The organism is Kitasatospora sp. NPDC001159 (assembly GCF_053598235.1).
The window spans coordinates 18,786-45,721 of sequence record NZ_JBSFJV010000012.1 but is presented as its reverse complement, the minus strand read 5'-3'; the positions used below and the strand labels follow the sequence as shown (position 1 = coordinate 45,721).

General features: G+C 74.5%; 14 protein-coding genes, 1 pseudogene and 1 riboswitch. Of the genes and pseudogenes, 13 read left to right on the top strand and 2 right to left on the bottom strand.

The genetic code is table 11. The features are described from left to right. Positions 1–3 precede the first annotated feature (3 nt). The 6 genes from ACWC9T_RS09070 (at position 4) to ACWC9T_RS09045 (ending at position 13,922) form a co-directional block, all read left to right on the top strand. Positions 4–555: a Pycsar system effector family protein gene (locus tag ACWC9T_RS09070; RefSeq protein WP_449820383.1), complete on the top strand. Its 552-nt coding sequence runs from the start codon at positions 4–6 to the stop codon at positions 553–555. Positions 556–637: 82 nt separating this feature from the next. After that, positions 638–2,989 carry a choice-of-anchor X domain-containing protein gene (locus ACWC9T_RS09065; RefSeq protein WP_449820382.1) on the top strand — a complete coding sequence of 784 codons (2,352 nt, stop codon included), beginning with the start codon at positions 638–640 and terminating at the stop codon, positions 2,987–2,989. 94 nt (positions 2,990–3,083) lie between these two features. Continuing rightward, the gene (locus tag ACWC9T_RS09060; protein ID WP_449820381.1) at positions 3,084–6,992 is read left to right on the top strand and encodes a tubulin-like doman-containing protein; all 3,909 of its coding nucleotides are present in this window, start codon (positions 3,084–3,086) and stop codon (positions 6,990–6,992) included. Next, the gene (locus ACWC9T_RS09055) at positions 6,989–9,571 is read left to right on the top strand and encodes a hypothetical protein (protein ID WP_449820380.1); all 2,583 of its coding nucleotides are present in this window, start codon (positions 6,989–6,991) and stop codon (positions 9,569–9,571) included. Before ACWC9T_RS09060 ends, ACWC9T_RS09055 begins: the two co-directional genes overlap by 4 nt. Beyond that, on the top strand, positions 9,568–11,721 hold the full coding sequence (locus ACWC9T_RS09050; RefSeq protein WP_449820379.1) for a hypothetical protein: 2,154 nt from the start codon (positions 9,568–9,570) through the stop codon (positions 11,719–11,721). The genes ACWC9T_RS09055 and ACWC9T_RS09050 overlap by 4 nt, the downstream gene beginning before the upstream one ends. Then, positions 11,718–13,922 carry a hypothetical protein gene (locus ACWC9T_RS09045; protein ID WP_449820378.1) on the top strand — a complete coding sequence of 735 codons (2,205 nt, stop codon included), beginning with the start codon at positions 11,718–11,720 and terminating at the stop codon, positions 13,920–13,922. Before ACWC9T_RS09050 ends, ACWC9T_RS09045 begins: the two co-directional genes overlap by 4 nt. 135 nt (positions 13,923–14,057) lie before the next feature. Here the strand turns inward: ACWC9T_RS09045 and ACWC9T_RS09040 are convergent, their stop codons facing one another. After that, positions 14,058–16,139 (bottom strand): alpha-galactosidase, encoded by a 2,082-nt coding sequence (locus ACWC9T_RS09040; RefSeq protein ID WP_449820377.1) that lies wholly within the window; start codon positions 16,137–16,139, stop codon positions 14,058–14,060. Between the two features lie 416 nt (positions 16,140–16,555). Between ACWC9T_RS09040 and ACWC9T_RS09035 the strand changes: the two genes are divergently transcribed. From ACWC9T_RS09035 to ACWC9T_RS09025, 3 genes are all read left to right on the top strand, one after another. After that, positions 16,556–16,723, top strand: a complete 168-nt coding sequence (locus ACWC9T_RS09035) for a hypothetical protein (RefSeq protein ID WP_449820376.1) — start codon at positions 16,556–16,558, stop codon at positions 16,721–16,723. A 295-nt stretch (positions 16,724–17,018) separates the two neighbouring features. Then, positions 17,019–17,197, top strand: a riboswitch (M-box (ykoK) riboswitch). A gap of 311 nt (positions 17,198–17,508) precedes the next feature. After that, the gene (locus ACWC9T_RS09030) at positions 17,509–18,876 is read left to right on the top strand and encodes a magnesium transporter MgtE N-terminal domain-containing protein (protein WP_449820375.1); all 1,368 of its coding nucleotides are present in this window, start codon (positions 17,509–17,511) and stop codon (positions 18,874–18,876) included. Then, positions 18,873–20,192 carry an NRAMP family divalent metal transporter gene (locus tag ACWC9T_RS09025; RefSeq protein WP_449820374.1) on the top strand — a complete coding sequence of 440 codons (1,320 nt, stop codon included), beginning with the start codon at positions 18,873–18,875 and terminating at the stop codon, positions 20,190–20,192. The genes ACWC9T_RS09030 and ACWC9T_RS09025 overlap by 4 nt, the downstream gene beginning before the upstream one ends. 182 nt (positions 20,193–20,374) lie before the next feature. Here ACWC9T_RS09025 and ACWC9T_RS09020 read toward each other — a convergent pair whose 3' ends face one another. Then, complete coding sequence (locus ACWC9T_RS09020) at positions 20,375–21,685, bottom strand: amidohydrolase family protein (protein ID WP_449820373.1); 1,311 nt, start codon at positions 21,683–21,685, stop codon at positions 20,375–20,377. Positions 21,686–21,842: 157 nt separating this feature from the next. Between ACWC9T_RS09020 and ACWC9T_RS09015 the strand changes: the two genes are divergently transcribed. From ACWC9T_RS09015 to ACWC9T_RS09000, 4 genes and pseudogenes are all read left to right on the top strand, one after another. Next, positions 21,843–22,754 carry a LysR family transcriptional regulator gene (locus ACWC9T_RS09015; RefSeq protein ID WP_449820372.1) on the top strand — a complete coding sequence of 304 codons (912 nt, stop codon included), beginning with the start codon at positions 21,843–21,845 and terminating at the stop codon, positions 22,752–22,754. A 110-nt stretch (positions 22,755–22,864) separates the two neighbouring features. Further along, positions 22,865–23,803 carry a hypothetical protein gene (locus ACWC9T_RS09010; RefSeq protein ID WP_449820371.1) on the top strand — a complete coding sequence of 313 codons (939 nt, stop codon included), beginning with the start codon at positions 22,865–22,867 and terminating at the stop codon, positions 23,801–23,803. A gap of 340 nt (positions 23,804–24,143) precedes the next feature. After that, a pseudogene (hcp, locus tag ACWC9T_RS09005) lies at positions 24,144–25,814 on the top strand (hydroxylamine reductase). Continuing rightward, positions 25,811–26,827, top strand: a complete 1,017-nt coding sequence (locus tag ACWC9T_RS09000) for an FAD-binding oxidoreductase (protein WP_449820370.1) — start codon at positions 25,811–25,813, stop codon at positions 26,825–26,827. The pseudogene hcp and the gene ACWC9T_RS09000 overlap by 4 nt, the downstream one beginning before the upstream one ends. The last annotated feature ends 109 nt before the right edge of the window (positions 26,828–26,936 follow it).

Sequence of the window (26,936 nt, the reverse complement as noted above, 5' to 3'; positions counted from 1 at the left end):
GCCATGACCGAGACCCGTGCCACGCCCGCCGCCCCCACGGCCCCCGCCGTCACCGAAGCCCCGACGACCCCGGACGCCTCCGACGAGACCCGCTTCGTCGCGGACCGCCTGCTGGCCGCGGTCCGTGAGGACATCGGCCGGGCCGACACCAAGGCCTCGATCCTGCTCACCGCCGCCCTCGGCCTGCCGGCCCTGCTGCTAGGCCGCAGCTGGCCGGACGGCCGCCCGGCCGGGCTCGCCGCCGCCCTGCTCGCGCTCGGCGGAGCGCTCTGGGCGGTCGGCGCCGTGGCACTGGTGCGGGCGATCCTGCCCCGCACCGGCACCCAGCGCGACCACGAGGGCGTCACCTACTTCGGTGACCTGTTGCCCACCGGGGGCCGGACGGCACTGGCCGACCGGGTCACGGCGGCCGGTCGCGACCCGGTCGGCTGGCTGCTCGTCCAGGCCGTCGACGTCAGCGCCATCCTGGCCGCCAAGTACCGCTGGATCCGCTGGGGCGTCGGCTGCCTGGCGCCCGGCGCCGTCCTCACCACCGCCGGAATGCTGCTCGCCTGAGCGCACCCGGCCTGCCCCCACCCGCCGACTTCCCTGCCGGCCACGCCGGTCGGCCGGGAGCACGCACCCTGATCCGGAGGAGATGACGGTGCTCCACCTGTCCCTCGCGCCCACCCGCAAGCGCGCCGCGACGGCCGCGACCCGGCCCCGGCGACCGCGGCGCGGCCTCGGGCGAGCCGCGGCCGTCATCGCGGCCGCCCTACTCACCACCGGCCTGCCCGCCGGTCCGGCCGCCGCCGACGACCCGTCGCCCGCGCCCGGCACACCAACGGCCACCATAGGCCCGGTCAACTACGCCGTCGCCGTCGACGAGTCCGGCAGCCTCACACCCGCCGACCTCGAACGCGAGCGCGCCGCCGCCGTCCGGATCGCCCTCGGCGAGGTCCACCACGCCTCGACGGTCGGCATCTTGGGCTTCGCCAGCGCGGACCAGCCGGGTCAGCACCCGGTGGACGAGGTCTGCCCGCCGACCGTCCTGGACGCCGCCGGCCGCGACCAGATCGGCGTCTGCGTCGCCAAGCTGCACAACCGCACCGCCGCCGAGGGCCAGGGCACCGACTTCCCGAACGCGATCCTCCAGGGCGTCAGCCGGCTCACCACCACCACCGACCCCGCCGTCCCCCGGGTGCTGTTCATCCTCACCGACGGCAAACTGGACGTCACGGACAGCCCCGCGTACGGCGGCGACCCGGCCCACCGGATGGCCGCCGGCGAGGAGGCACTGGCCGGGGCACTGGCCGCCGCCAAGGCCGCCCACATCCAGGTCTGGCCGCTCGGCTTCGGCGCGGAACCCGACCAGGCCGCCCTGGACCGGATGGCCTCCGGCGGGTTCCAGGAGGGCTGCGTCAGCCTCCCCGGCGCCAAGCCCCGGGCCTCGGTGGTGAAGGACGCGGGCGAAGTCGGCGCCGCACTGGAGGCGGCCTTCGCCGCCGCCCACTGCCTGCGGACCGAGGGCGTGCAGACCGGTCGCCCGCCGGCCGACCTGTCGGTGCGGATCTCCCCGCTGGCCACCGTCGGCAGCATCGTGGTCGACAAGGGCGACCCGCTGGTGACCGCGACCTACTTCGACCCCAGCGGGCGCCAGATCACCGGTCCCGGGTCCGACCCGGACTCGACCTTCGAGTTCTCCGGGCGGGACAAGGCCGTCGAGTCGCTGCGCATCACCGACCCGATGCCGGGCTCGTGGCGAGTCCACCTGGACGCCCCCGAGGGCCACCGGTCCCAGCTGGCCAGCGTCAGCGTGCTCTGGCGCGGCGCCCTGAACAGCTCGATCACGCTGACCCCGCCGTCGCCGCGGGTCGGCGAGAAGGCCGTGGTGACGGTCAAGTTGCAGACCCGCAAGGGCCTGGAGATCACCGATCAGCAGGACCTCAAGGACCTCGGCGTCACCTCCGTCCTGGAGGGCGAGGGCTTCCCGTCCGTCCCGATCAAGCTGGCCGACGACGGCGTGGCCCCGGACGCCAAGGCCGGCGACGCCACGTTCACCGGTACCGTCACCATTCCCGCCGGCGCCACCGGTCGGATCACGGCCTCCAGCACGCTGACCGCCTCCGGCCTCGCCGCCGACCAGAACCGCCCGTTCAACTCGGTGGTCTCCCCCGCGGTGCCACTGGTCACCGCGGCCTTCTCACTGGACGGCGACCACCGCGTCCACCCCGGGGACGCGCTCAAGGGCACCCTGACCCTGCGCAACGACGACACGGCGCCGCACACCCTGCGCCCGACGGTCACCGACGTCGCCCCCGGCCTGCTGACGCTGTCCCCGGACTCGATCACGCTGGCGTCCAAGGAGTCCCGCACCGTCGACGTCACGCTGACCGCCGGCAACGGCAAGGCGTTCAGCCGGCTACTCGGCCGCGACGGCGTCACCGTGGGCGGCAAGGTCTCCGTCGTCGACACCTCCGACCGCGACCGGGTCGTCGTCGACAGCCCGCTGTCCGTCACCGTCACCCGTCCGCCGACCTTCCTGCAGAAGTGGTGGTGGGCGCTCCTGCTGCTCGGCGCCCTCGTGGTGGTCGCCGTGATGGCGCTGCTGGTCCGGTTCCGGATCAAGAGCACCGGCCGGTCCCCGGCCGGACTGGAGCTGGTGCTGCTGGACGACCGCGGCCGCGAACTCGGGAAGCTCACCGCCGACGCTGGGTCCCGCGGCTGGTACGAGTTCGAGGTCAGCGGCGTCGGCGGCCCGCACCCGCGGCTCGTCCGCCGGCCCGGCGGGGCGTACCGGGTGCAGCGCAGCCAGGACGGCGGCGCCGTGCTGGAGGTCCGCCGCCAGACCCGGTCCCGACTGGTCGCGGGCACGCCGGTGCCGCTCGCCGAGGGCCTGAGCCTGACGCTCGGCGCGAGCCGCCGCCCCGGTCCGCCCTCGCCGCCACCAGGGCCCGGCAGCCGGCCGTTCCAGAGGGAACAGACCACGCCGCCGTCCGACTTCCTGTGACCCGGGCCGCTGCCCACCCCTTCGACCCACGTCCACCTCGTCCCACCCGACACCCGAGCCGGCCGCGCCGCGCGGCCGGATGGAGGCGGAACCCATGAAGATCTTCCAGCCGATGCTGTTCGTCGGCCTGGGCGGCACCGGCGGCCTCGTCGGCGCGGAACTCGACCGGCGGCTGCGCGCCGAGCTCTGCGGACCGGACGGCACGGCGCTGACCGGCCTCGGCGCCATGGCCCCCTACCAGCTGCCGGACTGCCTGCAGTTCGTCTACGCCGACTTCAGCGAGACCGACCTGGCGAGGCTGCCGCACGCCACCGCCGCCCCGGCGCTGCGCCCCGCGTTCAGCCGCACCTCGCGCTCCACCCACGACCTGCTGCCGAACTTCGACAGCTCGCCGGACGTCACCAAGATGCTCCGGGCCAGCCTGCCCGAGGAGACCGCCGCGTGGCTGCCGCCGCGGCAGAACGAGCCCAGGGTCGTTCCGCTGAAGAACGGCGCCGGCCAGCTGCCGACCGTCGGCCGGGCAGGCCTGTTCGGCACCCTGCGCGGCGGCCTGGACCCGGTCGTGGAACCGCTGATGCAGGCCATCGACGCGCTCGCCCGCTCCGGTGGGACGCTCAGCCAGCTCGGCGGCGGCCCGGTCTCCGGCTGCGACGTCTTCGTGGCGTTCTCCGTCGCCGGCGGCACCGGCGCCGGCATCTTCCTGGACTACCTCTACCTGATCAACCACGCCTTCCGGGAGAAGGGCTTCGACGGCGTCAAGATCTACCCGCTGGTCGTGATGCCCTCGGCTTTCCCGGCGGCGAGCGGCGGCGGCCGGGAGGCGGAACTGAACTCGGCACGCGCCCTGGTCGACCTCTTCCGCCTGGTGGACGAGCAGAACGCGCCGGTCGAGGGAGCCGAACTCGGCGACCTCGACGAGGACCTGACGCTGCGCATCCGCTACCCCCACACCGCCCCGATCCGGCTGCGCACCGGAATCCTGCCGACCGCCTTCCTGTTCAACCGCACCGCCGGCATCCGCCCGGACGACCTGCGCCGCTCCATGGTGTCGCTGGTGATGTCGCTCATCGGCACCGAGCTCGGCGACGGCCGCGCCACCCGCACCCGAGCCGACGACGACTACCAGACCTTCGCCGCGAGCTTCATCAACCGCGGCGTGCAGCGGGCCGCCAACGCGCCCTCCGGCATCGGCCGGCGCGGGGTCTCCACCAGCCTGGTCGCCTCGATGACCGCGCCGGTCGACGAGTTGGCCTCGCTAGTCTCCGGCCGCATCCTGCGCGCCTCCGTCGACCAGCTCGACGACCGCGCGCACCGCCCGGTCCGCGCCGCCGAGGAGCTGGTGAAGCAGATGTTCACCGACTCCGGGCTGGAGGAACTGCTACTGCGGCCCGTCCTGGAGATCCAGCCTCCCGCCCCCGAGCCGCGCGGCAGCTCGGCCATCGAGGCGGGGCTGGCCGCCCGGCTCGTCGACATGCAGTCCGAACTCGCCAACCTGGCCCGGCAGGTGGCGGCCAAGACGGCCGAGATGGCCAAGGACTTCGCGCCGCGCCGCGCGGTCGACCGACTGCTGGCGAGCGTCGACCCGTTCACCGTGCAGCGGATCGTGCGGGGCGAGCCGCAGGACGCCAACGACCTCGCCCGCCTGGGCTTCCTCGGCATGCTCGACCAGCGCACCCACACGCCCCCGCTGCCGCCCGGTACCCACGAGCAGCCGCCGCCGGTCCCCCGGATCCGGCGCCGGATGGGCGGCCTCGCCCAGCCGCGCTGGGGCGACGAGGACGTCCAGGCCGTGCTGCACGCCCAGGACGCCTGGTACCGCTGGCGCAGCCGGCAGCTGTGGCACGAGGGCTGGAAGAGCCAGCAGCAACGCTGGGAGCCGACCGCCCGGGCGCTGGACACCGAGGTCGCCCGGCTCGCCGCGGCCTTCCGCAACCACGCCAAGGACGAGCCGCGGGCGTTCGCCGAGCAGTCCCAGACGCTCTACGAGGACCGCACCGGCGTCTCGTACCTGCTCCCGCCGCAGCGCGACCTGAAGCACTTCTACGACGACCTGGTCGCCCGGCTCACCGCCCGCGAGGGCCTGCCCGACACCGAGGACGAGGCGGCCCTGCTGATGCGGCTGGTCGGCGGCGACGAGTGGCGCTCCGCCAACACGCTCAGCCGGCGCAACCCCGGCAGCGCGGTCGGCGAGGTCAAGGCGGCCGTGGAGGCGGGCGTCAAGCGGCTGTTCGCGGAGAGCGGGGAGCAGTTGGAGGAGCGTCCGCTGCTGCCCGCGATGGGAGTGCTGCTGGCCGCGGCGGCCGGCAGCGCGGAGGACGCCGAGCAGGTCAGCAAGGAGGCGCTGGAGCAGTTCGGCCGCAAGCTGGCCGGGCTGCTGCCAGCCGGGTTCGTGCCGGAGGGCACCGGGCCGCTGAAGGCCCTGGTGACGTACCCGCGGGTGAAGTCCGGGGACGAGGTGGAGGACTTCCTGCGGAAGGCGCTGCGGCTGCCGAAGGACGCCCGGGCGGAGTTCCGGGGAGTCGAGACGCAGTCGATCACGGTCGTGCTGTTCCGCAGCGAGATGAGCCTCACCCAGGTGCCCGAGGCCCGCAAGATGCTGCGCCAGTGGGCGAAGGCGAAGGAACACGAGCAGAGCGAGGACGTGCTGCGCTGGCGCCAGCGCCTCGGTCACCGCGACGACTGGCTGGTCTCCACCGAGGCGGACCGCCGGCTCATCCTGCACCGGCTGCTCAGCCTGGTCTGGAACGGGCAGGTGGACGTGCTGGAAGGGCCCGAGGACTCCCCGGACCTGATCCGGCTGCGGCTGTTCCGGGACCGCGGGGTGGACGTGCCGGGCGTGCGGCTGCGGCTGGGCGAGCAGCAGAACGGGGTCTCCAGCTGGGCCGAACTGCTGCGCGCCTACGAGCGGTGGACGGTGCTGGACGACGAGCGGACGGTGGAGGACTACTGCAGCCGGCTGATGGCGGCCCGTCCGGCCGGACTGACCCGCTCCGCGAGCCGGCCGGACCCGCTGTTCGTCCGGCTGGTCGAGCAGATCGCGCCGCAGCAGCGGCGGATGCTCAAGTCCCGCCGGGAGATCGGCGGGGAGCGGGTCGACGGGTGGTTCCGCCCGCTGTGGCAGTTCTGGGCGGAGACCCTGCCGGCCGCGCTGAAGCTGGAGTTCAACGACCAGCGGGCCGTCCAGCCGAACCTGGAGACGCTGCTGGACGTCATCCAGCGCGGCGAGCTGTCGCCGCGCGCCGCCGAGGACGTCGACGACGACGCGTACGGAGGGTACGGCACCCGCGTCCCCCCGGTGCGGGAGGAGGACGACTTTGGCACCAGCCGCCCGGCCGACCGGCCCGACGGGCGGGGGCCCGGCGGCGCCGGCGGGTACGGCGACGACGCGTACGGCACGGACCGCGGTCACCGGGACGCCACCGACCGCGACGGCGGCCGCCGGTACCGCGACGGCGCGGACCGGGAGTCGTACGGCGGCGGCCGCTCCGGGTACGACGGCGGCTACGGCACCACCGGCCGGAACCGCTCCGGGTACGACGACGGGTACGGCACCACCGGCCGGAACCGCTCCGGGTACGACGACGGGTACGGCACCACCACCGCCGGCCGCCTCGACGACCGGGCCCACCGCGACGACCGCGACGACCGGGCCGGGGCGCCGCGCAACGACGACTGGACGACGGGCTCCGGCCGGTCCACGGACCGGGCCACCGACCGGGCTTCGGACTGGGACTGGGACCGCCCCGCGGGGCCGGTTCCGGAGCCGGCCCCGGAGCCGGCCCCCACCCGGGACTCCGGACGCGGCTCGCACCGGGACGCCGGCCCGGGCTCGACGTGGCACGCCGACCACGGCTCGACGTGGGACGCCGACCGCGACACCGAGCGGGACACGCCCCGGGGCGAACCGCCGCGTCGGGATCCGTTGGACGAGCCGCGCGGCCGGTCCTTCTGGGAGAAGCCGGACCAGCCGGGCTCGGAGCGCCGGGACGGTGAGCCCGCGTGAGCACGCCCCTCCCGCTGTCCGCGCCGGTCGTCCACCTCGACCTGCGCACCGACGAACTCGCCGGCGACGACCCGGCCGTGCTGCGGAGCGCCGTCGCGACCCGGCTCGCGGCCCAGGGCCTGGCCCAACCGCACGACCAGCGCTTCCTGGTGGTGGACACCCCCGCCGGGCTCGACGAGCACCGCACCCGGTTCGAGCAGATCATGGGCTACCGCACGCCCGGCCGGGTGCGGGTGCTCTGCCTCCTGGTGGGCGGGCTGCCCGCGTACCCCGCCGAGGGCTATCCGGCCGAGCGCCGGCTGGTGCGGCCCGCCACCCTGCGCGCGCCCGAGGCCGGCCTGATCTGGGCCGGTGACCTCCAGGCCGGGCACGGCGCCGACGACCCGGCCGGGCCCACCGACCCACGCGCCCTGGGGGTGCTGGTCGACGTCCTCTCTGTTCCCGAACTGTTCGACGAGACACTGCAGTTGCTCGGCTCGCTGCCCGACGGGGTGGCGGCCCCGGCGCTGCGCGTGCTGGAGCACGGCCTCTCCCCGGAGGTCCGCGGCCAGGCTTGGAGCGAGGCGCTGCTGCGCTTCGCCGGCTCGCACACCGCAGCCCCGGCCGGCCCGACCGCCCTCACCGGCGGCGACCTGCCCACCACCCTCGCCGGGCTGGTCACCGGCTCCACCACCGGCACCCCCGGGCGGCGGGTAGACGGCGGCGAGGCGGCCCGGGCGTACCACGAGGTGGTCGGCGCGCTGGCCGACGCCGAGACCGAGCTGGTCACGCTCGGCGGTCCGGCCGGACTGCTCACCGGCGCCGGCCAGCGCGACCTGGAGTCCGCGCTCGTCCGGGGCCGGCAGGCGCTCGACCGGTACGGCGATCTGGTCGGCGGGGTGCTGCGCAGTGACGGCGGCACCGCCGGGACGCAGCCGGCGGCCGAGTCCGCCACCCGGCTGGCCCGCCTGGGCGTCGCCGTGGACCCCCCCACCACCACCGGCGAACGGATCGGCGAGAGTCTTCGCGGCCTCGCCATCGGGCTGCTCCGCGCGGGGCTGCCGCTGCGCTCGGTGGCCCAGCGGTTCGCGCTGCTCGCCGAACAGGTGCAGCCGCTGTCCAACGCCCCACTACTCGCCGAGCTGGACCGGCTGCGGGCGTCCCGCCCGCACGACCGTCCGCTGCCGCCCGACCCGCCGGGCCCCGGTGTGCTGGCCGCGACCGGGCTCGCCGGCGCGCTCGGCGGGCTCTGGACCTGGCCGGCGCTGCCGACCGCGCTCGCCGTCCCGGTGCTGCTCGCCCTGGGCGTCCTGGTCGCCGTGGTCCGGCTGCCCGGCGGCCCGGGCCAGGTCTCCGACGCCGGTCGGTTCGGCCTGGCCGCCCTCCTCGGGGCCGCGGCGGGGGCCGCCGCGGCCGCCGCGACGGGGCTGCCTGTCTGGGCGGGCGCGGTCGGCCTGCTGACCGGGCTCGGCCTCGGCGGCTGGCTGCTGCTGCGCACCTGGCACGACCACGCGCAGCGGTGGGGCCTGGAGCACGGCATCACGCCCTTGCAGGACGAGCTGAACGGCCTCAACGAACTGCTCTCCCGCGCCCTGCGCGAGTTCTGGGCGATCGAGGAGCGCCGGTACTGCGCCGACGCGGCGCTGTCCGTGGTCGGCGTGCTGCGGGCCACCGCGGCCGCCGCCGAGGAGGAGGCCACCCGCGGCCTCACCGCCGAGCAGCCCGAGGCCCCCTCGGAGAGCGAGGACGACTGGCTCGGCCGCACCGCCGACGACGAGTCCGAGGACCCGTCCTGGGGGTACGAGCGGGACGACCGCGATGACCGGGACGACCGCGACGAGGACGACGCCCCGGACGACTACGACTGGACGAGCGTCCCGTCCGAGGCCAGCAGCGACTGGACGGACGTCGCCCCGACGGCCGCCCCCTACGGCTTCGGGGCGACCGCGACTGCGACGGGCAGCACCGGTCGCGGCCCGCGGCCCGCCGCCGGCACCGCCGGCCCGCGCTGGCTGGAGCGCGGGGAGGCGAAGGGCGGCCCCGATCTGGTGCCGACCCTGGCCGGCGACCTGACGGACGCCGCCCTGACCGCCCTGGAGCCGTACTGGGGGGCGGTCGAACGCGGCCACGCCGGTGACGCCGCCCAGGAGCGGATCACCGAGCGGGTGCGCGAGCTGCTCGCGGTGGCCCGCGACCACCTGCGCCGCAACGACGTCCTGCCCGCGCCGCCGTTCGCGGCCCCGCACCGGGTGCGCAGCGGTCCGTCCGGGCTGCTCGGCATCGACATCCGCCGGGCCGCCGACCCGATCGGCCCCGACCAGGACGGCCAGGGCCTGCTGCAACTGAACTCGGCCGAGCAGCTGGACCTGCTCAGCCGCAACCCCGACGCGGTCGCCCTGATCCGCTTCGCCCCCGAGGCCGCCCGCGAGGGCAGCGCCGGGAGCGCGGCGGCCGGCCATCCGGCCGAGGAGGGCCGGGAGGTGCGGACGGCGGCCGGTCGCTACGCCGGGCGGCTGCGGCTGACCGCGCTGCGCGCCGGGGTGGTCGAGACGGTCCGGCAACGGCACGTCTCGCCGTACGACGAGGAGGAACAGTGGTGAGCACCACCGGGTCCGGCCCGCACCCGCGGAGCCCCGACGACCCCGGTCGGCGCAAGGGCGTCGACCTGCCGTACCTGACCCACGCCGGGCGGCGCCGGCTCGCCACCGCGAGGTTCGGCCCCGACCCGTCCGGCCCCGCCCGGGGCGCCCCCCGGATGCGCAACGCGCTGCTCGACGGCACTGTCCGGTGCGTCCAGGTCCGGGCCGCCGCCTCCGACGAGGCCGGCGTCACCGAGGCCGCCCGGGACGCGCTCGACACCGAGGCGGCGACCGCCCTGCGGCTCCACCGCACCTTCGGGGGCACCGAGTTCGCCCGGCTCTTCCCCGTGGTGATCGGCTACGACCTGGACGTGGCCGAGCCGTTCGTCCTCTACCGGCCGCCGCGCGGCAACCCGGCCGAGCGGCTGCACGGCCTCGCCAGCACCCAACTGCGCACCATCGAGCGGGACCTCGTCGACGCCGCCGCCCTGCTCGCCGAACTCGGCCTCGTCCACCAGGGCGTCACCCCTTCGACCGTCCGCTGGGACGGCCGGTCCGTCCAACTGTGGGGCCTGGACGCGGTGGCCCACACCGGCCGGCCTCGCACCCCGCGCGGCCCCGCACCGTACGCCTCGCCCGAACTGCGCGACGGCACCGGACACAGCGACCCGCGCGACGCCCTGTGGAGCACCGCCCAGGTGATGTACCGCCTGGTCACCGGGCGGCCCGGCGACCCCGACCGGGAACCGGCCGACCTGGCCGACCACCGCTCGCTCGCCCACACCATGCGGTCCTCGTTCGCCGCCCGCGCCGTCGACCGGCCCACCCCGGCCGCACTCCTCGGCCTGCTCTCGCCCGACCGCGGGTCGGCCACCGGCCGCGCCGCCGGCGGCGACGGCCTCACGCCGCACCGCGCCGCGTTCGACCACACCGTCTCCCTCAAGCGCGCCGCCGGCGGCGACCCGCCCGGCGGGCCCGGCGCGGACGGCAGGCCGCGCGGGTACGGCGTCCCGGGCGGCGGCGCGGACGCGACGGTCGGCCCGTACGGCGCGCCGGTCGAAACGCCGAACGGGGCGGGGGCCAGCGGCGACCCCGGCGGCGTGCTCTGCCCCTACTGCCTGGAGTACATCCGCTTCGACCCGAACGCGCTCCACGTCCCCGACGCCGTCCAGGAGCTCCAGCCGTACGCGTTCTCCGACCGCCAGAACTCCCGGCTGCTCGCCGACGAGTTGCGCGGCGCCTTCCAACTCTGCGAGGGCAACCAGGCGACGCCGCCGCACCACATCCCGGTGCCCTACCTGACCAACGGGCGCCCGCTGACCGTCGCCATGATCGGCCAGTCGAACACCGGGAAGAGCCACCTGCTGACCCAGATGATCGCCGAGATCGCCGACGACCGGTTGAAGCCGTACGGCGTCAGCTGGCAGTCCGTCAACCCGGAGCAGCACGCCAGCTTCCTCAACGACCGCGTGGTGCCGCTGCGCGACGGCAACGTGATCGCCCACACCGCCGGACTCGGCGACAGCGAGTCCGCCCGCTTCGTCGAGTCCGTGCTGATCACCGACGCCCGCGGCCGGGTCCGTCCGCTGGCCTTCTTCGACCTCGCCGGCGAGGACCTGCTGCGCACCGACGCGCTGCTGCGGTTCCTGCTCGGCATCGACGCCCTGGTCTTCGTCGTCGACCCCACCCTCGCCATGCCCCTGCCCCAGCTCGACGAGATCCGCACCGCCCTCGACCTGCACGTCAACCGGGACGGCGACCCCGCGTTCGCCACCGCCCTGGACCGCATCCCCCGGACCGGCCCGTACCTGACCGTCCCGTCGGCGGTCGTGGTCGCCAAGGCCGACCTGCTGCGCTCCGAGCCCCCCGTGGACCGCTGGCTGACCGAGCCCGGCACCGTCCCCCTGAGCCGCCGACGGCTCTACGAGGAGAGCCGCGACGTGTACGCGCTGCTGCACCGCCACGCCGGGAAGGCCTGGCTGCGCCCCTTCGACACCGCCCTGCACTGCACCATGCACATCGCCTCCGCCACCGGCGGCCGGCAGGAGGACAGCCGCTACCCGCGCGGCGTCCGGGCGCAGCGGGTGCTGGAGCCGCTGATCTCGCTGCTCGCGATGCACGGCATCATCGAGCTGGCCGACGGCCACACCGGCGTGGAGGTGGACCGATGAGCGCCACCGAACCGGACGACACCATCCACCAGATCGTGTTCCGCTGGCAGGGCAACCAGGGGCGGCGCGGCGCGGGCATGGCGGCCGCCGCCTGGTCCTGCTCGCCGGAGCGCGCCGAGGAACTCTCGCGCGAGCTCGCCCCGCTGCTGCGGGTGGACGGCGCGGTGCGCCCCAGCCTGGTCCGCACCCTCACCAAGCGCAAGGAGGTCGCCGTCATCCGGCGCTGGCCGACCGCCGACCCGGGCGGGCGGCCCAACACCGCCTGCCACCTGCTGCTCAGTCAGCAACCGGACCTGCTCGGCCCCCGGCTGTCCCTGGCCCTGAACGGCTGGACGTTCGGCACCCAACGGTTCGCCGAGCAGGCCACCGACCGCTGCGACCCCGTCCCACGCTCCCTGCTCCGGAGCAGCGCCAAGCAGGTCTGGGACGACACGCCGACCCGGATCGCCGAGGTGCGCGAGGCCCTCACCGTCGCCACCGCGGCCCTGCTGCGCCGTCCCGGACACCGGCTGTCCCTGCGTGCCGACGCCCTGCCCGGCTGGCCCGAGTGGAACCGGTCCGCCGCGGTGATCAGCGGTCTGTACGAGATCTTCGGGCACACCTGGCTCCCGCAGCAGTGGACCTTCGCGACCTACGACGTGACGGACCGCCATGACCTGATGGTCACCTGGGTCACCGACTGGGCCACCGACTCCGGGCAGCAGCATCCGCGCTCCCGGGTCGACCCGCGCCGACCGGAGCCCGGCCTCGCCCACGACCTGGCGGGCCACCTGGTCGGGCTCTACCTGGATCGCCCCCAGCAGCAGGAAGCCGGCCTGCCCGAGCTGCACGGGAAGGGCCTCCGTGACGCCGCGGCCTGGACGGCCGACGAGCGCCTGCGCCGACTCGCCCACGTCCTCGGCGTGAACTCGGGCAGCCGCCGGCAGTCCGGACGGGCGGAGCCGCCGCGCCCGGGGCGCTCCTCGGGCAAGCCGACGGAGCACGGGGTGCGGCCCGACGAGTCCCGGGACGACTTCCGGGACGACTTCGGCGTCCTCGGTCCGGACCACCCCGCCGAGCGCCCGGCCGGTCCGGCCTCCTGGCCCGACGACCCGTCCCCCCGGCACCACCAGGACACCGGCGGCGACAGCGGTCCCCGGCACGGACGCGAGCCCGCGGAGCGCCACACCCCGCAGCCCGACCCGGCTCCCACCGTGGACCCCGAGGGCGGCGTCTACACCCGCCCGTCCCGTGCAGAGCTGCGCCGGGAGCTCGAACACCCCGGCGACGTCGCCCTGGCGGATCTCCATCGTTTGACTGCGGGGGCCGACGACCGGTTCCTCCTCGAGATCCTGCGCGAGGAGGACCTTCTCGACGTGGCCACCAAGCGTCTGCTGCGCCTGCTCGAAGGCCGCCGCGCCCAGCGCACCCTTGACGAGGAGCACCTGCTCTGCACCGAGGTTCTGGGGCAGTGCCTCTACCTCTACCGGACCGACCAGGCCCGCCCGGGTCACCACGCCGCCTTCGACGACCACCTCGTCAACCGCGCCGTCTGGTTGTTCGACTGGGCGGTCGCCCCGTACACCCGTGACCCGCGGCACCGAGAGGAACTCCACGCCCTGCTCACCGCACTTCTCCGCAACGGCACTGAGGTCGAACGGGAGCTGCTGCGGCGGCTCATTCCGCCACCCGGGGCGGGGGGCCCGGTACCCGACCTGCCGCCCGAGCTGTGGCGGCACCTGCTCTACGAGCTTCCGGCCGGCGCGCTCACCCCACAACCGCTCCCCCAGCCCTCCGGGGAACCGCACACCGAACCCCCCGCCGACCCACCCGCGCCACCGCGCGAGCAGTCCCGGCGGCAGCTGGAGGAGGCCGCGCCGCCCGACCCCACCCAACGGGCGCGCACACCCCATCCGCCCACGACTCCCCCTGCCCACGACCCGCGCCGCACCGCGCCCAGGCGGCCCGACATCCGGCCCGGGCCACCGCCGTCGGCCGCCCCCGCCTCCAAGCCGCCGCCCGACCCCGCCGAGCCCGACCCGCCGGGGGCCGGCCCGGCGCCCGGCCCCCGACACGCCGCCCCACCGACGGGACCGTCCGCCTCCCCGCGGGTGGTCGGTCCGCCGACCCCGAAGGACCAGCAAGCGCAGAACATCCTCCTCGTCTTCGGCCTCGGGGCCGCGCTGATCGCGGTCCTCATCCTCGCGATCGTCCTGGCCTGACCCACCCGGGCCGGTCCGGCGCCGACGGCCACCGCATCGGCCTTCGGCACGTACTCGGCACCGGAGAAGTAGCGACGTCGTGAGGTCGGCCACCGATGCCCTCGGTGGCCGACCTCACGACGCGCCCGGGTGGGATTACGAGACGACGCTCCAACTCTGGCCCGCGGCAGCGCCGTTCACCGCGTCGGTCGTCACCGTCGAACCCGCCGTGCCGCCGCCGGCGTTGAGGGCGAGCCCGGTGGCGACGTTGGTGATGGTGAGCGCGCCGGTCGCGGTGTTCTGGCCGACCCGCCACTCCTGCCACGAGTTGCCCGGCGAGTAGTTCAGCAGGTAGGCGCTGTCCCCCGCGGACGTGCCTGCCGACAGGACGGTGTGGACCTGGGTGGCCGTGTCGCAGTTGTCGCTGATCCGCACGGTGCCGTCGGGATTGCTCGTGAACGTCCACTGCTCGGAGGTGTGCGTGGGCCACCAGGTGTTGGCGTCGGCAGCCGAGGTGAGCGGCGAGCTGCACGTGCCGGCCACCTCCAGGACCAGGCCTCCCGTACCGCCCGCGCTCAGCGCGTGGTACTTCCCGTCGCCCACGACCGCCGCCGGTGCGGTCGTGGCCTGCGGCGTGAGCCGGAACATCGCGACGCCGTGCGGGGCCACCCAGGTGCCGCCGACCGTGCCGCCGGCCGCAACCGTGCCGGTGGCACCGGTCCACAGCTCCTTGTACGTGAATCCGCCGGTCAGCCCCAGCGAGGCGAGGTCGCTGCCGACCGTCTGCCAGTTGTTCGGATCCTGGTTCACCAACAGCACGGCGGTGTCCCCGTTCGCCAGCTGCCGCTTCAGCACCACCGGTGCGGTGGTGGTTGCCGGCCTGGCCCCGACCAGGGTCGCGGGCTTGGCGAGCGTGTCCTGGTCGACGGCGATGACGTCGGCGTTCTTGAGGACCGCGAGGCTCGACGCGCCGATGCCCGTGGACCACGTGTAGCCGTTCGCGCTGTGCTGCGACTGCCCGGCGGTACGGAGGTCGGCGCCGGAGATCAACGGGGCGGCGAGCATGGACAGGACGGAGGTCTCGGTGCGCGACTCGTCGTCGGTGAACGGCTTGTGGCAGGTACAGGTGTCGCTGGTGCCGTAGAGGCCGTACACGTCGTTCCAGCCGGTGAACATCATGTCGAGGTCGTTCCAGCTGCCCGGGCGCACGTTGCCGGGGTACTGAAGGGCGGTCTGCAGCTGCCCGTTCCACAGCACGCCGTCGAGCTCGCTGTCGCGGTCCCCGCCGATCCGGCACAGGTTGGCCACCTGCCCGCACCACACGCCCGTCGGGGCGTAGCCGGGCGCGGTGAACGGCGCGGTCCCGGCGGCCTGGACGACCGGGTCGGTGCGGGCCGGGTCCGCCGGGTCGAGGAGGTAGGGCACGCCGGTGTGGGCGGGCTGGGCGGAGACACTGAGGGTGACCTTCGGGCGGCCCTGGCTGGCGGAGGCGGCGTCGAGGGCCCGCTGGAAGGCCTGCACGCGGGCGTAGATCGAGCGGGTGAGCTCCCTGCCCTCGCCCTGGGTGTAGTAGTTGTGGCCGTCAGGGCCGGTGATCTGCGGGCCGTAGGGGCAGTCGTCGTACTTGACGAAGTCGACGCCCCAGGAGACGAAGTCGCTGGCGTCGGTGCTCTCGTGGCCGAGGCTTCCGGGGTGCATCTGGCAGGTCTCGTAGGTGTCGGTGGCGTAGAGGCCGAACTTCAGGCCCTTGCTGTGGGCGTACCAGGCCAGGAACTGGATGCCGTTGACCGTCCGACCGTTGACGGTCTGCGACGGGAAGTGGTCGGGGCGCGGGATCAGGTGGCCGGAGGTGGGGTCGTTGCCGGTGCCGTCCGTCCCGGTGACCGGACTCCCGGCGGCGTCGTACAGCTGCATCGAGCCGTCCGGCGTCCGGACGAAGTCGGTGCCCTGGCCGTCCCGGTGCCGGAGCGACCAGCCGTCGTCGATCGTGACGGTGTTGTAGCCCGCCGCCACCAGGCCGTTGACGGCCATGAAGTCGATCGTCTGGACGACCTGGTCCTCGGTGACCTCGGTGCCGAGGGAGTTCCACGAGTTCCACCCCATGGGCGGGGTGAGGGCGTTGCCGTTGCCCAGGGCGGCGGCCGGGGCGGCCGCGCCGAGGCTGAGGGCTCCGAGGCCGGTGGTGGCGAGTGCCAGCGCGAGCAGGGGTGCCGCGAGGCGGTGGGGAAATAGGCGCACGTGCGCTCCTGTGGGGGGGTGGGGGCATGACGTTGTGTCACGTGGTTTGAGGGGGCAGCTGGCCGGCCATGTGGCTGAACCCGGGATTTGAACGTTCAAAGTCGCGGTCGGAAGCTTCGGTTCGAACCTCGATCCATGAGTCCTGTCCATGTGATCGGTGACATGTGTCATTTCACATGCCGCTCCGGGGCGTCGTCAACGGAAAGCGCACGGGCGGTTGCCGCTCCCCGCCTCCGACAGGGAGCCAGGCACCCACCCTGCGCCCACGGGACCGGAACGGCCTCGGGCAGTTCTTGTACGCGCCAGGAAAATGCCCCAACGGGTCGGCGCCGGCGAGACCCGAGGAGTAAATACCGGCTGGGGTATATTGGGGTGTATCAGTCCATTCACCGGGGGCCCAAGGAAGGGAGCACGGCATGTGCCGTCGAGTCGCCTGCCGCACCTGCGGAAAGCCGACCTACGCCGGGTGCGGGATGCACGTCGAACAGGTGCTGGCCGGGGTGCCCAAGTCCCAGCGGTGCGCCTGCTCACCGAAGGAGCGGGCGTCCGGCGGCTGGCTCGGGCGACTGTTCGGGCGGCGCTGACCTTCGAGGGCGGACTCCCGGCGGGGATCGACGCCGTGTACAGCGCGCCGACCAGGACGCGGGCACGACCGTCGTGCCGTCGCAGGCGACGGGTGGGTTCTCCTCGCTGTCGGAATCGGCGTCACCAGAGGCCGCCCACGGGGAAGTTCGGCCCCCCGCAGCCACCTGCCGGAGCACCGCTGCGCGCCCCCGGCCGTGCGCCCCGGCGGCTCCCCCGCAGGTCAGGACCGGGTCAAGCTCGGGTCAAGGATTATGCCGCGAGCACCGCGAGGTCCTATCCTGGGGCCGATTTGAACAGACACCTCGTTCGGTGAGGCGTCTTCACGGACACAGGCCACTGATCCCACCCGTCGAGAGACGCTCCGGATCAGGACAGGTCTCCCCGGCTCAAGGGGTGACCCCAAGTGGCTTCCCGTCGGGATCGACCAGGGACACGCCGTGGAGTGCCAAAGCTCTGACGAGTGGGGGTGCACGGGCGGTGACGTCGGTCTCCCCTTGCGCTGTGCCGCCGCTACCACGATGCGCGGCCGAGACCGGGAGGAGGCGTGATGGACGAAAGTCCTGGCCATAGTCAGCCTTTCCCAATGTCGTCCTCGCCGTCCTTCCGCCGCCCGAGGCGCTCCCTCCTTCCCTGACCGATCCGGCCCGGCCGCTCCGCCCTCCCGTCCGTCCTGACGCGGGAGGCCTCGGCGCATGCCTGGAACCGGCGCCACGGTCGGGGTCGGCGGCGACGTGCCGCCGGGCGGCCCGCTGCCCCGTCCTGTCGGGGCGAGGGGGTCCCCACCATGGCTGCCACCACCCTGCTCACGTCCGCCACGGCCCGGCTGCGGGACCGCACCGTCGCCGCCGAGCGCCGTACCGCCGTCTCCCGGACCGTCCGCTCGTCGCTGGTCTCCGTCGCCGGGCTGGTCGGCGGACCGGCCACCAACCAGGCTGGCGAGGAGGTGGGCCGCGTCGTCGACGTGGTCGCGCGCCTCTACGGGGCGGAGCCGTACCCGCCGGTCACCGGACTGATCATCCGAATAGGCCGCCGCCACACCTTCATCGCCGCCGACGCCGTCGAGCGGATCCAGACCGGGCAGGTCCGGCTGCGCACCGCCCGCGTGGACCTGCGCGAGTTCAACCGCCGGCCCGGGGAGGTCCTGCTGGCCCGCGACGTGCTGGACCACCAGCTCGTCGACGTCGACGGCGTCCAGGTCACCCGCGCCGCCGACCTCTACCTGGCCCCGCTCGCCGCCCGGACCGTCCTGGTCGGAGTCGACGTCTCGCTGCCCACCCTGCTGCGCCGGCTCGGCCCGCGCCGCTGGCAGATCCGCCCCACCCCGGAACGCGTCCTCGACTGGCAGTCCGTCGCCCCGTTCGGCGAGCAGGCCACCCACGGGCCCGCCGAGGTGCGGCTGCGCGCCTCCCGCTCCGCGCTGCACCGGCTGCGCCCGGCCGACCTCGCCGACATCCTGGAGGACCTCGGCCGGCACGAGCGCCAGCAGCTGCTGGGCTGGCTGGAGCCGGAGCACGCCGCGGACGCGCTGGAGGAGATGGAACCCGCCGAGCTGGAGAACCTGCTGCGCGAGGCACCCCCGGAGCACGCCGCCCGGCTCGTCGACGAGATGGAACCGGACGAGGCCGCCGACGCCCTGCGCGACCTCGCCCCGGGCGAGCGCGAGACCCTGCTGGCCCGGATGCCCGAGCCCGAGGCGGCCGAGCTGCGCTCCCTGCTCACCCACCGCGAGGGCACCGCCGGCGGCGCGATGACCACCCTGCTGGTCACCGCCGGCCCCGCGCACACCGTCGCCCAGGTGCGGGCGGAACTCGCCGCGCAGGCCGAGCACCGCACCGACATCGACGCGGTCACCGTGCTGGACGACGACGGCCGGCTGCTCGCCGACATCCCGCTGTTCGACCTGGCCGTGGCCGAGGACACCTCGGTGGTCGGCGATCTCGTCTCCTGGCTGGACCAGTTCGGCCCGCCGGTGACCGTCCGGCCCGACACCCGGCTCGCCGAGGCCGCCGACCAGCTGGTCGCGGCCCGGGCCACCTCCCTGCTCGTGGTCGACGACTCCGGGCGCCCGCTCGGCCGGGTCCTGGCCGACGACATCCTCGACTCGCTGCTGCCCGAGCGTGGGCGACTGCACTTCCGGAGGCTCCTCAAGTGACCCGCGACCTCGACACCCTCGACACCGGGCCGGACGCCGCCGCGGCGCCCGCGTCGTCCGACCCGGGGCGCTCCGGCCGCCGAAGAGGCCTCCGCCGACTGGCCGCCGTCGCGATGGTGGCTGGCCCCGGCCTGGTCGCCGCCAACGCCGGCAACGACGCCGCGGGCATCGCCACCTACGCCAGCGCCGGCTCCCAGTTCACCTACGGCACGCTGTTCTTCATGGTGCTGGTCACCATCGCCCTGGTCATGGTGCAGGAGATGGCCGTCCGGCTCGGCGCCCACACCGGCAAGGGCCTGGGCGCGCTGATCCGCGAGCAGTTCAGCCTGCGGCTGACCGCCCTCGCGGTCTTCTGCCTGCTGCTGGCCAACACCGGGCTGGTGGTCAGCGAGTTCGCCGGCATCGGCGCCGCGTTCGAGCTGCTCGGCGTGCCCAAGTGGGCGGTCATCCCGCCGTCCGCCGTCCTGCTCTGGTCGCTGGTGCTGTTCGGCTCGTACAAGTGGGCCGAACGCATCTTCCTGGTGATGTCGCTGGCGTTCTTCGCCTACCCGGTCGCCATGGTGCTCGGCCACCCCGACTGGGGGCAGGTCGGCGAGCACCTGGTCGTACCGCACGTGGAGCCCAGCAAGGACTTCATCCTGCTGGCCGTCGCCCTGATCGGTACCACCGTCAGCCCCTACATGCAGTTCTACGCTGCCGCCGGTGTGGTCGACCGCGGTGCCAAGCCCGCCGACTACAAGCTGATCCGGGCCGACGCCGTCCTCGGCGCCGTGTTCGCCTGCGTGATCAGCCTGACCATCATCATCGCCACCGCCGCCGCGATCGGCGGCACCGGCCCGCTGGAGTCCGCCGCGCAGGCCGCCATGGCCCTCAAGCCGGTCGCCGGGCACGGCGCCGAGCTGCTGTTCGCCTTCGGGCTGCTGGGCGCCTCCGCCCTGGCCGGCGCGGTGGTGCCGCTCTCGGCGAGCTACGCGATCGGCGAGGCCGCCGGCGTCGAGCGGTCCGTGTCCCGCAGCTTCCGCGACGCCCCGCTGTTCCTCGGGCTGTTCACCGCCCAGATCGTCCTGGGCGCCGTGGTCGCGCTGACCCCGGTGGACGTCATCCAGCTGCTGATCGGCACCCAGGTGCTGCAGGGCCTGATCAGCCCGATCGTCCTGGTCTACCTGCTGGTCCTGACCAACCGCCGCTCCGTCCTCGGCGACGCGGCCAACAGCCCCCGCTACCGCATCGCGGCCACCGTCGTGGTGGTCGGGGTGGCCGCGATGTCGACGATCCTGCTCGTCCAGACCGTCCTCGGCTGGTTCGGCATCGGCTGACCCCGGCCCCGTCACCGGCCTCCACCGCAGGGAAGTGCCTTCACGGATACCCGAAACCTCGCCGAGCAAGGCGCGGGGCGCTCCCCTCGGACTGTCCCGTAGGCGCGGCGGGGGTGGTCGCGACCGGGCATGACGGGCGACGGTCGGCGTGCCCGCCCCGGGTGGGGCGGGCACGCGGTCGGTCACCGACCCGCGCCCCGCAGGTGGGCGACGGAGGCGAGGGCCAGCTCGCGGGCGCGGGCGGTGTCGGCCAGCAGCCGGCCGCCGCGCTTGACGACCCGGCCGGCCACCAGGACGGTGTCCACGCTGCCGGTGTGGGCGGCCAGGACGAGCGACTCGGCGGGGGTGGTGACCGGCGCCAGGTCGATGCCGTCGGTGCGGACGAGCACCAGGTCGGCGGCCTTGCCCGGCTCGACGGAGCCCGTCCGGTCGCCGAGGTGGACGGCGCGGGCACCCTCGACGGTCGCCATCCGGAGCACGCCCTGGGCCGGCAGCACCGGCTCGCCGTCCGGCGTCTCGGCGCGGTCGGCCGCCAGCGCGAAGCGCATCTGGGTGAACAGGTCGCCGCTGGACTCCAGCTCGGTGTCGACGCCGAGGCCGGAGGTAACGCCCGCGGTGCGCAGCCGACGGACCGCCACGTTGCCGCCCAGCCCGGGCATCGTCAGCTCGATCTGCGGGCAGATCGACACGGTGGTGCCGGAGTCCGCGAGCAGCTTGAGCGCGTCGGCCTCGGCGCCGTTGACGTGCACCAGGTTCAGGTCCGGGCCGAGCAGGCCGGCCTGGTGGAGCTGCTGGATGCCCTGGTGGTCGGGGCCGGGGCGGCCGGTGGACAGGTGGGTGGTGATCGGGATGGCCAGCTCGCGGGCGAGGGCGAAGTCCTTGACCGCGTTGTCGATGCCGGAGTAGTCCGGGCCCTTGGCGGCCATCGCGAGGGTGACCAGGCCGTCGTCCGAGGGCAGCAGCTGCTCGCGGACGCGGCGGATGTCGACCGGGTGGGCGGCGGCGAAGTCGAGCTTCGAGCCGATCGGCCAGGCGTGGCCGAACACCGCGCGCACGCCCGCGTCCCGGAGTGCCCGGACGGCGGCGTCGGCGTGCTCGGGCGAGTTCATCGCGTGCGCCCAGTCGAGCACCGTGGTGATGCCGGCGTTGAGCGCGGCGAGCGCGCCGAGGTAGGTGCCGGCGTAGACGTCCTCCGGGCGGACCTTGTCGCCGAGGCCGATCAGGGTCCGGCCGACGTACTCCATGATCGAGGCCTCGGAGTCGGACTGCCGGAGGCTGGTCTGCCAGGTGTGCCGGTGGGCGTCCACCAGGCCGGGCAGGACGAAGGTGCCGGAGGCGTCGATCACCGAGGCGTCGGCGGCCGGTGAGAGGACGGCGGCGACGGCCGCGATCCGGCCGTCCTCGATGAGCACGTCACCCGTCGGGAATTCGCGGTTCTGGGCGTCCATGGTGACGATCCAGCCGCCGCGGACCAGGATCCGCTGAGTGGTCACGGTAGTTCTCCCATCCTCCAGGCGCATCATCAGCTCTTCCTCCCACCAGTTGGATCAACGACTGCACCTCACCATGCGGCCGTCGGGCTTCCGGTGTCCAAGACCCGTTCCCGAACCTGTCATACCCTGCGGGCATCACAACCGAGGAGGAGGCCCGGTGGACCTGGACCTGAGGAAGCTGCGCTACTTCACCGCTGTCGCGCAGCAGCAGCATTTCGGTCGGGCGGCCGAGGAGCTGCACATCGCCCAGTCGGTGCTGTCCCGTCAGATTATGTCGCTGGAAAGGGAGTTACGGGTTCAGCTGTTCGTCCGGACCCGCCGCACCACCAGGCTGACCCCGGCGGGCGAGCAACTGCTCGCCGACGCCGGGCCACTGTTGGCGAACGCCGAGGCGGTGCGCCGCCGGGTCGCGCGGGCCGGCGGCTCGGGACCGCTCGGCTTCACCGTCGGCTTCATGCCCGGTCTGATCGTCACCCCGGCGGTCCGGGTGATGTCGGAGCACCATCCGGAACTGACCGTCGAGGTGCTCCGCACCAGCTGGGACGACCAGGTCCAGGTGATCAACGACGGCCGGGTGGACGTCGGCTACCTCCGCCTGCCGGTCGACCAGCGCGGGCTGACCGTCCTCCCCCTGCTCACCGAACCGCGCGTGGTGGTGCTCCCCGTCGACCACCGGCTGGCCGGCCTGCGCGCGGTCACCCTCACCGACCTGGCCGGCGAGCCGCTGCTGCAGAACCCCGAGGCCGTCCTGCCGCCGCAGGACGCGGCCGCGCTGCGGGACGGCCGGGCGAGGCCCTCCGTCCAGACCATCCGCACCGTCGAGGAGAAGTTGGAGTACGTTGCGGCGGGCCACGGCATCGTCGTCCTCCCGCTCTCGGTCGCCACCTTCTACACCCGCCCCGACGTCACCCACCTCCCCGTCCGCGAACTGCCGCCCAGCCAGGTCGCGCTGGCCTGGGACCGCAACCGCCGCAGCCGGCTGATCGAGGAGTTCGCGGGCATCGCCGTCGCCCTCCAGACGGCCCCGCCCGACCCCGCCGGCGCCCGCCCGGCCACCGCCGACGGCTGAGCCGAGTGGAACGGCCGTACGATGGCGCGTCTGTGAGTCGCCGGACGCGGCTCGCGGATGCGGCTTGGACCTGCGGTTGTGCGATGCGGTTGTGAGAGAGGGGCGGGCGGTTGCGTACGGGCGAGTGGGCGGGCGGTCTGGGGCGTCTGGTGGGGGCGGCGGCCGAGTTGGGCGAGGCCGGGCGCCAGGCGGTGCTGCGGGGCGGCCGGTCGGCGGCGGGCGGGCGCTGGGCGCTGACCGCCCTCGGCTCCGTCGCTCCGCCGCCGGTACCCGCCACCGAGCCGTGGAAGCTCTCGGTGGGCACGCTGATCGGCCGTCACCCCCGGACCCCCGCCGTGGCGCACAAGCTGCTCGGGCTGCTCGACGGCTTCGGCGCCGTGCACCTGGGGTCGGCCAAGGTCGGCTTCGACGGCGAGGAGATCGAGTGGGACAAGGTCGTCGAGATCCGCACCCGCAACGCCTTCGAGGTGCTGACCACCACCGCCCTGGAACAGGACGTCGACCGGATCCGCGAGTTCCTGCCACCCGTGCCCGGCCGCAAGTGGGCCGTCACCAAGGCCGGCGAGGCACTGGGCACCGTCGTCCTCGCGGCGCTGGAACGCGGCTCGGTCGACCAGCGCCTGGACGAGCTGACCGTCCCGGCCCGGATCGTCCACCGCGGGCTGCTGGGCCGCCAGCGCACCGCGGACGCGGGCTCCTTCGCCGCCGCCACCCTGGTCGTGGTCGGCCAGGTCGCCGAGAGCCTGATCGCGACCGCCCGGCAGCGCGGCATCCCGGTGGTGCCCGCCGAGCAGCCCGTCGAGTCCGGCCAGGCCGCCCACGTCGCGGTGCTGCGCGAGCGCACCGACTCCGTCGCCCGGCTGCTCAGCCGGATCGAGCAGAGCGGCCAGGATCCGGCGGAGGTGGCGGAGGCGGGCCCGGCGATGTCGCTCGACAAGAGCCCGAGCGAGGACGGGAGCCCGACCGCCGGCTGGAACCCGTTCGACGCCAAGAACCCCTCCGACGACAGGAACCCGTCCGACAGCGGCCAGGGACCGACGACCCATTGAGTCGCGCACGGCCGGTCCGCCCCGGAGGCGGGCCGGCCGTACGTGCCGGGCGGCCGGGTGCGGGTACTTCCGCCCGGGCCATGGGGTCGCCCGGCCCGCGATTGGGGCCCTCCGCCCCTGCTGCGCCATCACCTGCCGCTCCGATCCTGGACGGGTGGAAGCAACCGTCCAACCGACGCCGTCGCACGTCCTGCCGCGGCCCCGCTCACCCCTGAGCGGTCCGCGGCCGTCCCGGTCGGCCCGCGTCTCCTCCCGGCACCCGGTCCGGGCCCGGGGAACCGACGGTCTGCCCTTCCCGGCCCCCAGACCGAACACCCCCACGAGTCCCCGGAGGACCCGCATGTTCTGCTTCCAGTGCGAACAGACCGACCGCACCGGCACCACCCCCGGCTGCGCCGCCCTGATCGGCAACTGCGGCAAGGATTCCACCACTTCGGACCTCCAGGACCTCCTGATCCACGCCGTCAAGGGCGTCGCCCAGTACGCCGCGAAGGCTCGGGCCCTCGGTGACCCCGACGACGACGCGGCCTCCTTCGTCCTGTACGCGGTCTTCACCACGCTCACCAACGTCAACTTCAACCCGACCCGCTTCGTCTCCCTCATCCAGGAGGCCGCCGCCGTCCGCGACCGTGCCAAGGACCGGTACGAGCGGGCCGCCCGCGCCGCCGGGCGGGAGCCGGAGACGCTCACCGGCCCGGCCGCCTGGACCCCCGGCGCGGACGCCGCCGACCTCGCCCGCCAGGCGCCGGACGTCCGGGTGGACGCCGGACTCGCCCTCGTGGGGCCGGACGTCGTCGGGCTGCGCTCGCTCCACCTCTACGCCCTCAAGGGCATCTGCGCCTACGCCCACCACGCCGAGGTGCTCGGCCGGCACAGCGCCGAGGTGTACGGCGGCGTGGAGGACGCCCTGGCCTACCTGGCCGGCGAGCCGACCGACCCCGCCGAGCTGTTGGAACGCGCCGTCGGGCTCGGCCGGTTGAACCTCGCGGCGATCGAGCTGCTGGACGCCGCCAACACCGGCACCTACGGCGCCCAGCAGCCCACCGCCGTCCGCACCACCCCGGTCGCGGGCAAGGCGATCCTGGTCAGCGGCCACGACCTGCGCGACCTGGAAGCCCTGCTGGAGCAGACCAAGGACCAGGGCATCAACGTCTACACCCACGGTGAGATGCTCCCCGCCCACGCCTACCCGCTGCTCAAGGCCCACCCCCACCTGGTCGGCAACTACGGCGGCGCCTGGCAGGACCAGCAGCAGGAGTTCGCCGCCTTCCCCGGCCCCATCCTGATGACCTCCAACTGCATCATCGAGCCCCACCTCAGCTACCGCCGCCGGATCTTCACCGCCGGACCGGTCGGCTGGCCCGGCGTCCGGCACCTCACCGACCACGAGTTCGGACCGCTGATCCAGGCCGCCAAGGCCCTGCCCGGCTTCCCGGAGACCCCGGCCGAGGAGGAGTTCATCACCGTCGGCTTCGGCCGCGACGCCGTCCTCGCGGTCGCCGACCAGGTGGTCGACGCCGTCCGCTAGGGCGCCATCCGGCACTTCTTCCTGGTCGGCGGCTGCGACGGTCCCACCCCCGGGCGGGACTACTACACCGACTTCGCGCTCGGCGCGCCCCGGGACAGCGTGGTGCTCACCCTGGGCTGCGCCAAGTACCGCTTCAACCGGCACGACTTCGGCGAGATCGCCGGCCTGCCGCGACTGCTGGACCTCGGGCAGTGCAACGACACCTACTCCGCCATCAGGATCGCCACCGCACTGGCCGACGCCTTCGAGTGCGAGGTCAACGACCTGCCGCTCACCCTGGCACTGTCCTGGACCGAGCAGAAGGCGGTTGCGGTGCTGCTCACCCTGCTCGCGCTGGGCATCCGGAGCATCCACCTCGGCCCCTCGCTGCCCGGCTTCCTGACCCCCGCGCTGGTCGACGAGCTGGTCAAGCGCTTCGACCTGCGGGTGATCGGCGACCCCGCCGCCGACCTGGCCGCCGCCCTCGGACGGACGGCCTCGTGAACCCCGTCGTCCTGACCACCACCGACGGCGGCCGCCTGGAGTTCGACTGCGCCCCGGGGCAGAGCGTGCTGGAGGCCGCGGCGGAGGCCGGCGCCACCCTGCCGGCCTCCTGCCGCCAGGGCACCTGCGGCTCGTGCCACGCCTCGGTCACCGACGGCCCGTACGACCTCGGGCCGCACAGCGACCAGGCCCTCCCGCCGGACGAGCGCGAGCACGGTGGCACCCTGCTCTGCCGCACCTACCCCTGCGGGCCGCTGTCGGCCGCCCTGCCGTACGAGCAGTCCCGGATCCTGTACGGCGCCATCCCGGTCCGCGAGGCCACTGTCGCCGCACTGGAGCCGGTCGCCCGGGACACCGTACGGCTGGAGCTGCGCCTGGACGACCTGGACTGCCAGTTCGACCCCGGCCAGTTCATGGAGCTCCAGCTTCCCGGCACCGAGGTGAAACGCGCCTACTCCCTGGCCAACACCGGCAATTGGGACGGCCGCCTGGAGTTCCTGATCCGGCTGCGGGAGGGCGGACAGTTCTCCTCGTACCTCGCCGACCGGGCCCGCCCGGGCGACCGGCTGACCGTGCACGGCCCGCAGGGCGCCTTCGGCCTGCACGAAACCGGCCTGCGCCCACGCTGGTTCGTGGCCGGCGGCACCGGCCTGGCTCCGCTGCTGGCGATGGTCCGGCGGATGGCCGAGTGGCAGGAGCCGCAGCCGGCCCGGCTGTTCCTCGGCGTCAACGACCCGCAGGACGTCTTCGCGGTGCCGGAACTCAACGCGGTGGCAGCGGAGTTGCCGGGCTTCCGGTACGACGTCTGCGTGTGGAAGCCGACTCCGGGCTGGTCCGGACCGACCGGCCTGCCGACGGACCACTTCGCCGCCGCCCTTCCCGAACTCGCCGGCGCCGCACCGGATGTGTACGTCTGCGGGCCGCCGCCGCTGGTCGACTCCGTCCTCCGGGTCGCCCTACTGGGCGGGGTGCCGCCCGAGCAGGTCCACCGGGAGCGCTTCCTCGCGACCTGAACCATCCGAAGGTCCGCTCGGCAGTGGGAAGTTCATGCGCCATCGGGCTGCCCACTGCCGAGACCTTCGCCATCGTCACGCCCCGGGCCGACATCAACCGCTGGAATCG